This window comes from Muricauda sp. SCSIO 65647 (genome assembly GCF_021534965.1).
GTDB lineage: Bacteria > Bacteroidota > Bacteroidia > Flavobacteriales > Flavobacteriaceae > Flagellimonas_A.
In genome coordinates this window covers 1,219,199-1,233,166 of record NZ_CP091037.1, presented here as the reverse complement: position 1 = coordinate 1,233,166, position 13,968 = coordinate 1,219,199, and the positions used below count along the sequence as shown (strand labels likewise).

Annotated in this window: 10 protein-coding genes and 1 tRNA gene; 6 read left to right on the top strand and 5 right to left on the bottom strand. The window is 45.7% G+C overall.

Annotated elements, in window-relative coordinates:
- Positions 1 to 43 precede the first annotated feature (43 nt).
- Together L0P89_RS05375 and L0P89_RS05370 are read left to right on the top strand one after the other, a co-directional pair.
- Positions 44 to 403 carry a DUF7009 family protein gene (locus L0P89_RS05375; protein WP_235267381.1) on the top strand — a complete coding sequence of 120 codons (360 nt, stop codon included), beginning with the start codon at positions 44 to 46 and terminating at the stop codon, positions 401 to 403.
- A gap of 112 nt (positions 404 to 515) precedes the next feature.
- The gene (locus tag L0P89_RS05370; protein ID WP_235267380.1) at positions 516 to 2,831 is read left to right on the top strand and encodes an FdhF/YdeP family oxidoreductase; all 2,316 of its coding nucleotides are present in this window, start codon (positions 516 to 518) and stop codon (positions 2,829 to 2,831) included.
- On the opposite strand, the gene L0P89_RS05365 is transcribed toward L0P89_RS05370, so the two are convergent.
- The 5 genes from L0P89_RS05365 to L0P89_RS05345 form a co-directional block, all read right to left on the bottom strand.
- Positions 2,824 to 4,002 carry an acyl-CoA dehydrogenase family protein gene (locus L0P89_RS05365; RefSeq protein ID WP_235267379.1) on the bottom strand — a complete coding sequence of 393 codons (1,179 nt, stop codon included), beginning with the start codon at positions 4,000 to 4,002 and terminating at the stop codon, positions 2,824 to 2,826. The two genes, L0P89_RS05370 and L0P89_RS05365, sit on opposite strands and share 8 nt — an antisense overlap.
- A gap of 131 nt (positions 4,003 to 4,133) precedes the next feature.
- Entirely contained in the window at positions 4,134 to 4,844 is a 711-nt protein-coding gene (locus L0P89_RS05360) for a tRNA1(Val) (adenine(37)-N6)-methyltransferase (RefSeq protein ID WP_235267378.1), read from the bottom strand.
- On the bottom strand, positions 4,831 to 6,270 hold the full coding sequence (locus L0P89_RS05355) for a sulfatase (protein WP_235267377.1): 1,440 nt from the start codon (positions 6,268 to 6,270) through the stop codon (positions 4,831 to 4,833). The genes L0P89_RS05360 and L0P89_RS05355 overlap by 14 nt, the downstream gene beginning before the upstream one ends.
- A gap of 149 nt (positions 6,271 to 6,419) precedes the next feature.
- Entirely contained in the window at positions 6,420 to 6,947 is a 528-nt protein-coding gene (gene rimM, locus L0P89_RS05350; RefSeq protein ID WP_235267376.1) for a ribosome maturation factor RimM, read from the bottom strand.
- Between the two features lie 11 nt (positions 6,948 to 6,958).
- Complete coding sequence (locus tag L0P89_RS05345) at positions 6,959 to 7,609, bottom strand: 30S ribosomal protein S16 (protein ID WP_235267375.1); 651 nt, start codon at positions 7,607 to 7,609, stop codon at positions 6,959 to 6,961.
- A 209-nt stretch (positions 7,610 to 7,818) separates the two neighbouring features.
- Between L0P89_RS05345 and dnaE the strand changes: the two genes are divergently transcribed.
- From dnaE to L0P89_RS05325, 4 genes are all read left to right on the top strand, one after another.
- The gene (gene dnaE, locus L0P89_RS05340) at positions 7,819 to 12,204 is read left to right on the top strand and encodes a DNA polymerase III subunit alpha (RefSeq protein ID WP_235267374.1); all 4,386 of its coding nucleotides are present in this window, start codon (positions 7,819 to 7,821) and stop codon (positions 12,202 to 12,204) included.
- A gap of 100 nt (positions 12,205 to 12,304) precedes the next feature.
- Complete coding sequence (gene trxA / locus L0P89_RS05335; protein WP_235267373.1) at positions 12,305 to 12,622, top strand: thioredoxin; 318 nt, start codon at positions 12,305 to 12,307, stop codon at positions 12,620 to 12,622.
- A gap of 70 nt (positions 12,623 to 12,692) precedes the next feature.
- Positions 12,693 to 13,622 carry a DUF58 domain-containing protein gene (locus L0P89_RS05330; protein ID WP_235267372.1) on the top strand — a complete coding sequence of 310 codons (930 nt, stop codon included), beginning with the start codon at positions 12,693 to 12,695 and terminating at the stop codon, positions 13,620 to 13,622.
- Positions 13,623 to 13,760: 138 nt separating this feature from the next.
- A tRNA-Asp gene (locus L0P89_RS05325) sits at positions 13,761 to 13,834 on the top strand.
- The last annotated feature ends 134 nt before the right edge of the window (positions 13,835 to 13,968 follow it).

Genomic DNA, 13,968 nt, shown 5'->3' with positions numbered 1-13,968 from the left:
TTTCTAAGACATTAGCATTCAACAACTTAAAAATTTTATACAGATGAAAATTAGAATCAAGGGCAATTCCGTTCGTTTTCGTTTGACCCAAACCGAAGTCAAACAGCTTTGTGAACAGGGGCATGTCATAGCACAGACCCATTTTGGGAATGCCACTTTTGAATATGCTGTTCGTATGGATGTTGAAACAACCCAAATGCAGGCTGAATTCAAAAATGGAAACATTACCCTTTTTCTTCCGAAGGCCTTGGGCCAAGATTGGTTTGAAAATGACAGGGTCGGTTTTGAGCATTATCAAAATGAACTGTATTTATTGTTGGAAAAAGACTTCACTTGTTTAGACAATACCATGGAAGACCAATCAGACAATTATCCCAATCCGAAGTTGATGGACAAAACATGAAGAAAAAAACATATAGTGGATTGGAAATCCATAAGTTTTTATAAAACAAGAAATTGCCTAGTTAACTTTTAACCAATAACAAATAACTTTCTGAAAAAAACAGAAGCCAAACATGCCTAGCAACGCAAGACTCCAACGAAATATCTCTTTGACGGGCGATATCAAGTTCACGGGCCTACAGCTAAAAGAGCCCATGGAGACCTCCGCCGGATTGTCGGGTGTCAAAGAAGCCCTGCGACATGGTACCAAGGAAATGGGCATTGTGCGTTCGATGAAAGCCTTGTTGGACATGAACCAAGAAGATGGTTTTCGTTGCCCCAGTTGTGCCTGGCCCGTACCAGAAAATCCGTCCAAGATTGCCGAGTATTGTGAGAATGGGGCCAAGGCCCTGGCCGATGAGGCAACGACCGAAAAGATAGGTGCCGATTTTTTTGCAAGACATTCCGTTGAAGAACTATCTCGATTAAGTGACTACGAACTCAACAAATTTGGGCGTTTGGTAGCGCCCTTGGTATTACGCCCGGGCAGCGTGTATTATGAACCCATTGCATGGGAAGATGCTTATCAACTTATAGCCAAAGAATTGAAAGGTCTAAAGCATGCTGATGAAGCCATTTTTTACACCTCGGGCAGATCCAGTAACGAAGCGGCCTTTTTGTACGGTATGTTCGCCCGTGCTTATGGTACCAACAATATGCCCGATTGCTCCAATATGTGCCACGAATCATCGGGCCTGGCCTTATCAAAAACCTTGGGCATCGGAAAAGGCTCGGTAAAAGTAGACGACCTGCATGGGGCCGATGTGGTCTTGGTCGTTGGGCAAAATCCGGGCACCAACCACCCCCGCATGCTCTCGGCCTTGGAAAAATGCAAGAAAAACGGGGGTAAGGTAATTAGTATCAACCCCTTGGCAGAGACGGCCATGGTGCGGTTCAAGAACCCCCAAAAAGTGAGTGGCCTATTGGGCAGTGGCACCGCCATTGCCGATATTCATTTGCAGGTGAAAATCAATGAAGATATTGCCCTGGCCAAATTGATCTTAAAAAAGTTGGCCGCGTTAGATGCCAGAGAGGGTGGGGTATTTGACCATGGTTTCATTCAAAAATATGTAGATGGGTATGAAGCCTTGCTTACCGATTTGACAACATTTGAAGAAGCCGAACTTTTAGAGCGAACCGGTGTTCCGCTAAAGTTGATTGAGGAGACCGTGGCCTTGTTAGCCTGCAAGTCGAACATTATCATCTGTTGGGCCATGGGCATCACCCAGCACAAGAATGCGGTCGAAACCATTCAAGAATACGTCAACATCTTATTGCTCAAAGGAGCGCTGGGCAAACCCTTTGCGGGTACCTGTCCCGTTCGGGGGCACAGCAACGTGCAGGGCGACCGAAGTGTTGGTATCATGCATTATGTGAGCAAAGAGCTCAACCAAAAAATTTCGGAGCACTTGGGGTTTGACCCTCCACAGAAAGCGGGCCATGATACTGTTGGGGCCATCAAAGCCATGCATGAGGGCAGTGGCAAGGTTTTTATTTGCTTGGGAGGAAACTTTGTAATGGCTGCCTCTGACACGGCCTATACGGCACGGGCGATCCAGAACTGCAAGCTCACCGTTCAAATAAGCACCAAACTGAACCGAAGCCATTTGGTCACTGGAGAAACGGCTTTGATGTTGCCCACCTATGGCCGTTCAGAAAAAGATGTAAAAAAGGGGAAATTGCAATTTATGACCATGGAGAGCAGTACGGGCAAGGTGCGGCAGAGCAAAGGTCTGCTAAAACCCGCATCAGAACATATAAAAAGTGAACCCGAGATTATCGGGATGCTGGCGGATGCTTATTTCGGCGGAAAGCATACCATGCCTTGGGCGATACTTGCCCATGATTATGAAGCCATCAGAGAATTGATCGACAAAACCGTCAAGGGGTTTAACGATACGAGCACACGTTCAAAAGGTCACGGGTACTACCTACCCAACAATGTTCGTGAACGTGATTTTAGCAAATTGCCCAATGGTAAGGCCCAGCTTACCGTAAATAAGTTATCGGGAGTTCAATTGAAAGACGATGAACTCTTGCTGATGACCATTCGTTCACACGATCAGTTCAATACCACCATTTACGGATTGCACGATCGCTATCGGGGGATCTATAATGAGCGGCGGGTGATTTTTTTGAATCCCACTGACATGCAAAAGCGAGGCATCGAACCATTACAAGCATTGAATTTGGTCAGCAATTACGATGGGGTCGAACGCAGGGCCGAACAGTTTCTGGCCATTCCCTATAATATACCCGAGGGCAATTGCGCTGCCTATTTCCCAGAGACCAACCTGTTGGTGCCCATCGATGAATTTGCCGAGGGGAGCCGTACGCCCATCAGTAAATCCATTAAGGTGACAATTGAAAAGGTCGGTGAAACTATTTAAATGCCGGAATCCCCGTAATATCTGCACCCGTGATCAGCAGGTGGATGTCATGGGTGCCCTCGTAGGTGATCACACTCTCTAAGTTCATCATATGGCGCATGATACTATACTCACCGGTAATGCCCATACCTCCCAAGACTTGTCGGGCTTCACGGGCGATCTTGAGTGCCATATCGACATTGTTACGCTTGGCCATTGAAATTTGGGCCGTGGTGGCCCGTCCCTCATTTTTCAGTTGCCCCAATCGAAGGGCCAATAGCTGTGCCTTGGTGATTTCAGTGATCATTTCGGCCAACTTTTTTTGCTGTAGCTGAAAAGCGGCGATGGGTTTGCCAAATTGGGTGCGTTCTTTGGCATAGCGCAAGGCGGTATCATAGCAGTCCATGGCCGCACCAATGGCACCCCATGCGATGCCGTAGCGGGCAGAATCAAGACAGCCCAAGGGGGCGCCCAGTCCACTTTTGCCCGGCAAAAGGTTTTCTTTGGGCACTTTGACGTTATCAAAAATGAGCTCACCGGTCGCAGAAGCGCGAAGCGACCATTTGTTATGGGTCTCAGGGGTTGAAAAACCTTCCATCCCACGTTCTACGATCAAGCCATGAATACGGCCTTCTTCATTTTTTGCCCAAACGATGGCCACATCGGCAAAGGGAGAGTTTGAGATCCATAATTTGGCCCCGTTCAAAAGATAATGGTCGCCCATATCCTTAAACTTGGTCTCCATACCACCCGGATTGGAGCCATGGTTGGGTTCTGTCAATCCGAAGCAACCCATCCACTCGCCCGTGGCCAATTTAGGCAGGTATTTTTTTCGTTGTTCTTCCGTGCCGTAGGCAAAGATGGGGTACATCACCAATGACGACTGTACCGAAGCGGTCGATCGAACACCACTATCGCCCCGCTCGATTTCTTGCATGATGAGCCCATAACTTATCTGGTCAAGCCCTGCACCGCCATATTCTACCGGAATGTAAGGGCCAAAAGCCCCTATCTCGGCCAGCCCCTCAATGATCTGTTTTGGAAATTCCGCTTTCTGGGCGTATTCTTCGATGATGGGCGAAATATCGCGTTTTACCCATTGACGGGCCGCATCACGAACCAGTTTGTGCTCATCAGACAGTAAGTCATCTAGGGTATAGTAATCGGGGGCTTCGAACAGATCAGGCTTCATAAAATAGTTTTATTTATCATTCCCGTAGGTCACCTTGGTCATGGTCGAAGGCAAAACGGAAATCTTTTGATCCACAAGTGGATTCTCAGTTCAAAGGTAGGAATCAAATACAACACTTTTCGAACGAAATGTTACATTTTTAAATAAAAGTCTTTGGTTAGCGAGATGTATTCCTCGGTATAGCGATGGCTATCGGTTTCTAGGGTCAATTCATCGATCATAGTTTTGGCCTCGACACGTGAAAACTGTAGCAAGCTGCGTTTTACTTCGGTATTCGCAGTGGCTTTCACCCTGGTTATGCTATGCACAAAAAGATGGTTTTCAACTGCCAATCCGATCAATCGGGTTTCTTCTTTATGGGGAACGATGGTCGCAAAACTTCCAGTGGGCGAAAGTAGTTTCGATACCCCATGAATCAGGTCATTGAATGGCAGTGATCGATTTTGCCGGGCACTGTCACGTGATTTGCTTCTACTCGATACCTCTTCAGAATAAAATGGGGGATTGGAAACTATCAGATCATACGCTTCATCCATTTCTTCCACAAATTCCTTAAAACTTGCATGGTAGCAGAACAATCGGTCTGCCCAGGGCGAAGATTCGAAATTCTCGACACACTGCTCAAAAGCAAGTTCGTCGAGTTCAACTGCGTCAATGGTCTTTGCCGAGCTGCGCTGGGCTAGCTGTAGGGCAATGAGTCCGGTGCCCGTGCCCACATCCAAAATAGTGTCAGGTTCGTTTTCAAGGCTCGTCCAAGCGCCCAAAAGCACACCATCGGTGCCCACTTTCATGGCACAACGGTCTTGGTGAACCGTAAACTCCTTAAACCTAAAAGGTTTCATCCAATCTGCCAGGTTCTCTTGTCTCCGCACCCTCCAATTCTAGTAGGGAATCTCCCAATCTTGAGCGCATATCATTGGCCAAGAGCCTGATTTTTTCAACTACTTCCGGATTTTCGACTGCTACATTCTTGGTCTCACTGACATCGGTAGATAGATCATAGAGCTCAATTTCGTCGAGTTCAATATGCCGGTAATGGCCCGGTTGACCATCTTTGCCGGGTTCTTGCCCATTCATGGTGCGGTAACGGTGCGGAAAGTAAAGCTTCCACTTGCCGTAGCGAACGCCGAAAAGCTCGTTCACTCGATAGTAAAAGAAATAGGCCTCTTGCGGACTCTTGTCGCTTTCGCCTTTCAACAGTTTCCAAGCGCTTTTTCCATCGATGATTTTTTTGGGCAGCTCGGCACCTGTCACCTCGGCAATGGTGGGCAGCAAGTCAATGGCCATCATGGGCACATCGATTGTTTTTCCAGTGGGCAAACTATCGGGATATTTGATGAGGAACGGCTCGCGTTGGCCTCCTTCCCAAGCGGTGCCCTTGCCCTCGCGAAGGGGCAGGGCGCTGCCGGCATGGTTACCGTACGATAGCCAAGGGCCATTGTCTGAGGTGAAAATGACCATGGTGTTTTCTTCGATTCCGTTTTTGTTCAGGGCCTTCATGATCTCACCGACCGACCAATCGATTTCCATGATGACATCGCCATACAATCCCCTTTCTGATTTTCCCTTGAACTTATCTGAAACGAACAAGGGTACATGGGGCTGTGGGTGGGGTACGTATAGAAAAAATGGCTGGTCTTTGTTTCGGTTGATGAAATCAACGCTTCGCGCTGTGATCTGGGTGGTCAATTGTGACTGTTCGACCAAGGTGTCGATGACCGCCTCATTTTCATATAAATGGAGGTCGGGAAAATTGAAAATAGGTCCTTGCTGTGGGTGATAGGGCCACATATCGTTAGAATAGGGAATACCGAACCACTCGTCAAAACCATGCCGTGTCGGTAGAAACTTTTTGTGATGGCCGAGATGCCATTTTCCGTAAATGGCCGTTTTATAGCCTTTGGCTTTCAGCATTTCTGCCAAAGTGGTCTCTGATGCATTGATGCCATGTGTATTGTCGGGCCCCAAGGCATTGTGTATGCCAATGCGGTTAGGATAGCAACCGGTCAAAAGTGCCGCCCTTGAAGCGGAACAAACAGCTTGGGCCGCGTAGTAGTGTGTCAGTTTTACCCCGTCGGCCGCCATTTGGTCAAGGTTGGGGGTCTCGATATTGGGCGAACCAAAAACACCTACATCTTGATACCCCTGGTCATCGGTGAAAATAATTACGATATTGGGGGGCAGTTGTTTTTTTGGGGAGGACTTCTTTTCATCTTGACAGGATAACAAGAAAACGAAAATCAGGGAGAGCAATGAAATACGAAGCATATTGGTTTTTTTAAGGAATGTCCTAAAAATATAAAAACAAATAGCAATGTGGTCGATTTAATCGACAATCGAAATGTAAAACCTGACTACCGTTGGGCAAGTTGCTCCTAGGCCTACCTATCCGGTAGACAGGCCTGCCTCGAAGTTGTTTACGCTAAATAAAGGGCTATCAAACCATCAGGGGTGTTCACCTCAATGGTCTTTTGTTCACGATCTACCTTTACGATGATATCATCATCAACGGGGATCAACAATTGTCTGCCATCTTTTTCGGCCTCAAAGAGCACTTGGGCGGCCGAATCGTTGATGGCGGTAATGATACCGATATTGCCATGAACGGTGTCGATCAAGGTAAACCCGATGACCTCATGGTAATAAAATTTGTTGCCTGTTAGGGGTGGCAGCATTTCAAGCGGAAGATATAGCTCGGCCCCTAAAATGCCATCGGCGGCAGCTTCGTCTTTGATGTCCTCAAAATCGATACGCAAGAGTGCCGATTTGTGCAATCGACAACGGTCAATAAAAAATGGAACCAGATTGTTTCCCATCGAAACAAAAACTGATTCCATATTTTCGTAAATCTCCGGTTCGTCGGTATCGAGCTTTGCCAATACCTCGCCTTTGAAACTATATTTTGAAACGACTTTGCCCAGGTAGAAGCAATCTTCCTTGCGCATTGTCAAAAAATTTATTCCTCTTCAGCACTGGCAGCTTCCTCGGCCTTGGCCTCTGGAGCGGCTTCCTCTTTTGCTTCTTCAGCAGCGGGAGCTTCTTCGACAGCTTCTGGTGCAGTTTCAACAGCTTCTGCCGTTTCTTCAGTGGTTGTGGCCTCAGTCACCTCGGTAGCGGCTGCCTCTTCGACCGGTGCTTCCCCTTCTGTCGCTTCAGGCTCTGGCTGGGCAGCGGCAATACGCTTTTCATTTACTTCCTTTTCTGCCGCCAATGCTTTGGCTTTGGCCTCGGCTTCAGCCTTGCTCAAACCATCTCTTTTGGCCTGAATGGCCGCTTCTTTTTCCTCGACCCAGGCATTGAATTTTTTTTCGGCCTCTTCTTCAGAAAAAGCTCCTTTGGCCACGCCTACCAACAAATGTTTTTTCAACAAAACGCCCTTATAGCTTAAAATCGCCCTGGCCGTATCGGTGGGTTGTGCACCATGTTGCAACCATTTTACCGAACCATCGACATTTAGGTTGATGGTAGCCGGGTTGGTGTTGGGGTTGTAAGTGCCCAACTTCTCTAAAAATTTACCGTCTCTTTTTGACCGGGAGTCTGCGGCAACGATCCAATAGAAGGGTTTTCCTTTTTTACCGTGGCGTTGCAATCTAATCTTTACTGGCATATCACATTAATTTGTAGGGTGCCCGACCCTGGTTATTAATTCTTTAAAAGCTTTCTTTTGAAAGCGGATGCAAAAATACATTAAATACTGAATTCCACAATGTTTCAAAGAAGTTTTTGTCAGTTGATAACTCCTCAAAACTCCTTTTTTTCAGAATAGAGGTTTTGGCTATTTTTATTCGCTGCTTTTTGATGGCATAAAACACTTCTATGTACCTGATCTTTGATACCGAGACCACTGGATTGCCCAAACGTTGGGATGCCCCTATCACCGATACCGACAACTGGCCAAGATGCGTGCAGATTGCTTGGCAATTGCATGATGACATGGGGCGTTTGGTAGAACAGCAAGACTTTTTGATACAACCTGACGGATTTAATATTCCCTACGAATCTGAACAGGTACACGGTATCTCGACCGCATTGGCCGAACAAGAAGGTGTACCGCTAAAAGAGATGCTCGAAAAGTTCAACGAAGCGTTGGCCAAGGCCAAATTTGTAGTGGGCCAAAACGTTGATTTCGATATCAATATCATGGGCTGTGAGTTTCATCGAATGGATATTCAAAATTCGTTACAAGAGTTACCTGTTCTCGATACGTGTACCGAACATACGGCAGAGCTTTGCCAGCTACCTGGCGGGCGGGGCGGTAAGTATAAGCTTCCGAACCTGACCGAATTGCATGAATATCTTTTCGGGGAACCATTTGCCGAAGCCCATAACGCCTCTGCCGATGTAGAGGCCACGGCGCGCTGTTTTTTAGAACTCATTAGAAAACGTCAATATACCCAAGAGCAGCTCGACGTGCAGCCCGATTATTTTGATCGGTTTTCAGAAGAAAATCCACAAGAGATACAGCTCATCGGACTGAAGCACATCAACCTGAAGGAAGCATCCAAAAAAATTGCGGATGCCCTTTGGGCAAATGATACTGGGGGCATTTCACAAACAGAGCTTGATGAGAATATCAAGAAATTGGAAGATGCCGATTTTGTGCACCTGCACAATCATTCCCAATTTTCGGTACTGCAGTCGACCATGTCGACCAAAGAGTTGGTTCAACGGGCAATCGAAGCTAAAATGCCCGCCGTTGCGCTGACCGACCATGCCAATATGATGGGGGCCTTTCACTTTGTGAGGGAAGTGAATGCCCATAATGCCTCCATCAGTCAAAAAAGAAAAGAGGCCGAAGAAAAAGGTGAAGCTTTTAACGAAAGTGAATTGGTCTCTATCATCGGTTGTGAGTTTTTTGTTTGTGAAGACCATACCAATAAGAACGTAAAAGACTATGGTCATCAAATCGTTATGCTGGCCAAAAACAAGAATGGCTATCACAACTTGGCGAAGATGGCATCGATTGCTTATACCGATGGGTTCTATTACGTGCCCCGTATCGACAAAGACATCGTCAAAAAGTATAAAGAAGACCTCATTGTGCTTTCGGGAAACCTCTATGGCGAGGTGCCCAACAAGATTCTGAACATAGGTGAAAAACAGGCCGAGGAAGCTCTTCTTTGGTGGAAATCGGAATTTGGTGAGGATTTCTATCTCGAGATCATGCGTCATGGCCAAGAAGACGAAGATCGTGTCAACCAAGTTCTTGTCGAGCTCTCAAAAAAGCATGGTGTCAAATTGGTGGCCACCAATAACACTTATTATGGCAAAAAAGAAGATGCCGAGGCCCATGACATTTTGCTATGTGTCAAAGATGGCGAAAAGGTGTCGACTCCCATAGGCCGTGGTCGTGGCTATCGATATGGGCTGCCCAACGAAGAATACTACTTCAAGTCTGCCGAAGAAATGAAGACGCTCTTCAAAGATTTGCCCAAAGCGATTTTCAACGTACGGGAAATCATTGACAAAATTGAACCTTTCACATTGGCGAGGGATGTACTGCTGCCCAAATTCGATATTCCTGAAGCGTTCAAGGTTGCCGAAGGTGCCGATAGCTATCGAGAAGGCGAGAACGCCTACTTACGGCACATCACCTATGAAGGGGCCAAAGAGCGGTATGGTGAGATTACGGATGAAGTAAGGGAGCGCATTGACTTTGAATTGGCGACCATCGAGAACTCTGGTTATCCAGGCTATTTTTTGATTGTTGAAGATTTCATCCGCGAAGCGAGAAACATGGAGGTCTCTGTGGGGCCGGGCAGGGGTTCGGCAGCAGGTTCGGTAGTGGCCTATTGCTTAAAGATCACCAATATCGACCCGTTGGAGTATGATTTGCTCTTTGAGCGGTTTTTGAATCCCGATAGGGTATCGATGCCCGATATCGATATTGATTTTGATGATGAGGGCCGTGGTAAGGTAATGGACTATGTCATCAGAAAATACGGTGCCAATCAAGTGGCCCAAATCATTACCTATGGCACGATGGCCGCAAAATCTTCGATTCGCGATACGGCCAGGGTGTTGGATCTGCCGCTGAACGATGCCGATCGTTTGGCCAAGTTGATTCCTACAATGGGCAAGCTGAACAAGATTTTCGGTAAAGAAGAATCTGAGTTGAAAAAAATGTTCAGGGCCGATGAAATGCAAAAGGTCAATGAACTGCTCAATATATCTGAAACAGAAGGTTTGGAAGGTCGAACCGTGAACATGGCCCGGGTGTTGGAGGGCTCTCTTCGCAATACCGGCATACATGCCTGTGGGGTTATCATCACGCCAGATGACATCACCAATTTCGTGCCCGTGGCCACGGCCAAAGATTCCGATCTTTATGTGACCCAGTTCGACAATTCAGTGGTCGAAAGTGCTGGCCTGTTGAAAATGGATTTCCTTGGCTTGAAGACGCTCACGCTCATCAAAGATACGGTCAAGATCGTCAAGGCCCGCACCGGTGTTGGGTTGGTGCCCGATGAATTTCCCCTTGATGACGAAAAGACCTATGAACTCTTTCAGCGTGGTGATACGGTAGGCATATTCCAGTACGAATCACCAGGTATGCAAAAGCATCTCAAGAATCTGAAGCCAACGGTCTTTGACGATCTGATCGCCATGAATGCACTGTACCGGCCAGGGCCAATGGAATACATACCCAGTTTTATTGCCCGTAAGCACGGTGAGGAGGAAATTTCTTATGACCTTCCTGAAATGGAAGAATTTCTAAAGGATACCTACGGCATTACGGTCTATCAAGAACAGGTGATGCGACTTTCACAAAAGTTGGCCAATTTTTCAAAAGGCGATGCCGATGGACTGAGAAAGGCCATGGGAAAAAAGATTTTCGCCCTACTACAAAAATACCGGCCCCAATTCATTGAAGGTGGTGAGAAGAATGGCCATCCGAAGGAAATTCTTGAAAAAATCTGGAAAGATTGGGAGGCGTTTGCCTCGTATGCTTTCAACAAGAGCCACTCGACCTGCTATGCGTACATTGCTTATCAGACGGCTTATTTAAAGGCGCATTACCCAGCTGAGTATATGGCCGCCGTACTGTCGAACAACATGAACGACATCAAACAGGTCACGTTCTTTATGGAAGAATGTAAACGTATGGGTCTTGAGGTATTGGGCCCAGATGTCAATGAGTCATACTACAAATTTGCGGTGAACAAAAACAATGCCATCCGTTTTGGTATGGGCGCCATTAAGGGCGTTGGTCGCTCAGCGGTACAGGCCATTGTTGACGAACGTAAAGAAAACGGCTCTTACCGTTCGGTCTTTGATATGGCCAAGCGCGTAGATCTGAGGGCTGCCAATAAAAAGGCATTTGAGAATTTGGCCTTGGCCGGTGGTTTTGATTCGTTCGGGGGCACCCATCGCGCGCAGTATTTTCATCAAGAAAGCGATGCCATCAGTTTTTTGGAAAAGGTCATCAGGTATGGGGCGAAGTTCCAAGAAAATGAAAATTCATCCCAAGTAAGCCTATTTGGTGATGCCAGTGAGGTACAAATACCCGAACCTACGGTTCCGCCTTGTGAAGAATGGGGCACCATGGAAAAACTGCGAAGAGAAAAAGAAGTAGTGGGCATTTATATTTCGGGCCATCCCTTAGATGATTTCAAAAAAGAGATCGATGCGTTCTGCAATACGGGAATCTCTATTTTCAATGATGACCTTGAAACATATGTGAACCGCGAACTGACCTTTGCCGGGGTCATTACCGATGTGCAGCACCGCTTGTCGAAGAATGGAAAAGGTTGGGGCATCTTTGTTTTGGAAGATTATACCGACTCTCACGAGTTCAAGATTTTTGGGGAGGAATATCTGAAATTCAGGCATTTTTTGATGATCAATTCTTTTGTTCATGTAAAAGTATATGTGCGGGAAGGGTGGGTAAGCCGGGAAACGGGCAAAAAAGGAGAGCCTAGGCTTCAATACAACGATTTCAGGCAATTGCAAGATGTGATGGAAGCGTATGCCAAAAAGCTCACCATTAAACTTGACATAGATCGCTTACAAGAAAAGCGTATCAAAGACCTGAAAGATACGTTGCGTTCGTACAAAGGGAAACACCCGTTGAATTTTGTGATCTATGAAATGAAAGATGAAATCAAGCTCAACCTTTCAAGCAGAAAACAGAAAGTGAACATTTCGAGTGAATTGCTTTCAGTGCTCGAAGAACAAGAGGTGCACTATAAGCTCAATTGAATATAGTTTTTGCCAATGACCTCATAATCAAAACGAATTCACCATCAGTAAGGAAACTCATCGATATTTGACTAAATTTGCGAACAATAAATAAGTACATATGGCACTAGAAATAACAGATGCGACTTTTGACGAAGTGGTATTAAAAAGTGATAAGCCCGTAGTGGTCGATTTTTGGGCCGCTTGGTGCGGACCTTGTAGAATGGTGGGTCCGATTATCGATGAGGTAAGTGAAGAATATGACGGCAAAGCTGTTGTGGGCAAGGTTGATGTAGATGCCAATCAACAGTATGCGGCAAAATATGGAGTGCGCAACATTCCTACGGTATTGGTCTTTAAAAATGGCGAGATAGTTACCCGACAGGTAGGGGTATCGCCCAAAAAGGTATATACCGATGCCATTGATGCATTGCTTTAAGATAGTTTACGAAAAGTTTTAGAAAAGGTCTGGTGAAAGCCAGACCTTTTTCGTTTATATTGGTATCGATATGGACATCAAATCAGAACTTCATAAAGCAAAACTGTTCCAGAATCTAGAGCTTTTGGCCAGCCAAGTGGTCGAAGGCTTCATAAGCGGTATACATAAAAGTCCTTTCCACGGTTACTCTGCAGAGTTTGCCGAGCACAAAATCTATAACATAGGGGAAAGCACCAAACATATCGATTGGAAACTCTTTGCCCGAACCGACAAGCTGTACACCAAACACTATGAAGAAGAGACGAATCTCAGATGCCATATGATATTGGACAATTCGGCATCGATGCATTACCCAAAGGTGGGCCAAATGCACCTTGACAACCTTAACAAGATCGGTTTCGGGGTATTGGCCATTGCAGCGTTGATGAACATTTTAAAAAAACAGCGTGATGCTGTTGGATTGAGCATATATTCCGATGACTATGAATTCTTTATAAAGGAAAAAAGTAGCGAACGCCATTTTCAGATGTTGTTGTCTACACTGAATTCGACCACGGCCTCAAAAAATACGGGCAAGAAAACCCGAACCTATCATTATCTTCACCAGATAGCTGAAAAAATACATAGAAGGAGCCTTATTTTTCTGTTCTCTGATATGTTTCAGACAGAAGTGGAAGAAGACAAGCTGTTCGAGGCACTTCGCCATCTAAAGTATAACAAGCACGAAGTGGTGCTTTTTCACCTTATGGACTGGCAGCATGAACTGAATTTTGATTTTGACAATGCTCCCAAACGATTTATAGATGTTGAAACTGGCCAACATATCGATTTATATGCAGACAATATAAAGCAAGCCTATATGACAAAGGTGAAGGCGTACATAGATGCCTTGAAATTGAAATGCATGCAGTATCAAATAAAGTATGTAGAAGCCGATGTGCGTTCTGATTTTTCGAAGATACTCAACACCTTTATGGTCGAACGGCAGAAGTTCGTATGATAAAAATATTTTGTGCAAATGAAATTGTAAATGTATATTTGCCCTCGCTTTATCAAAAGCATTTGAACAAGATTTGAATCACGCTGTTGCGTGAGTCCCGCCCTGATAGCTATCGGGAGTTATCGAGATAAAATCATTGGTCTGGTAGTTCAGTTGGTTAGAATACCTGCCTGTCACGCAGGGGGTCGCGGGTTCGAGTCCCGTCCAGACCGCTGAAAATTTATTAAATTTCAGCATAAAGCCTGTAAATCAATGATTTACGGGCTTTTTCATTTTATTTAATGCCAAAAATTAACATTTAAAACCATTAAAAAGGTGAGTAATTCGGTGCGTCTTTTACCCTTAA

Bases quoted from the DNA above. Each gene is read 5' to 3' on its own strand.
- dnaE (WP_235267374.1), top strand. From the start codon at position 7,819: ATGTACCTGATCTTTGATACCGAGACCACTGGATTGCCCAAACGTTGG.
- L0P89_RS05345 (WP_235267375.1), bottom strand. From the start codon at position 7,609: ATGCCAGTAAAGATTAGATTGCAACGCCACGGTAAAAAAGGAAAACCC.
- rimM (WP_235267376.1), bottom strand. From the start codon at position 6,947: ATGCGCAAGGAAGATTGCTTCTACCTGGGCAAAGTCGTTTCAAAATAT.
- L0P89_RS05365 (WP_235267379.1), bottom strand. From the start codon at position 4,002: ATGAAGCCTGATCTGTTCGAAGCCCCCGATTACTATACCCTAGATGAC.
- L0P89_RS05360 (WP_235267378.1), bottom strand. From the start codon at position 4,844: ATGAAACCTTTTAGGTTTAAGGAGTTTACGGTTCACCAAGACCGTTGT.
- L0P89_RS05355 (WP_235267377.1), bottom strand. From the start codon at position 6,270: ATGCTTCGTATTTCATTGCTCTCCCTGATTTTCGTTTTCTTGTTATCC.
- L0P89_RS05370 (WP_235267380.1), top strand. From the start codon at position 516: ATGCCTAGCAACGCAAGACTCCAACGAAATATCTCTTTGACGGGCGAT.
- trxA (WP_235267373.1), top strand. From the start codon at position 12,305: ATGGCACTAGAAATAACAGATGCGACTTTTGACGAAGTGGTATTAAAA.
- L0P89_RS05330 (WP_235267372.1), top strand. From the start codon at position 12,693: ATGGACATCAAATCAGAACTTCATAAAGCAAAACTGTTCCAGAATCTA.
- L0P89_RS05375 (WP_235267381.1), top strand. From the start codon at position 44: ATGAAAATTAGAATCAAGGGCAATTCCGTTCGTTTTCGTTTGACCCAA.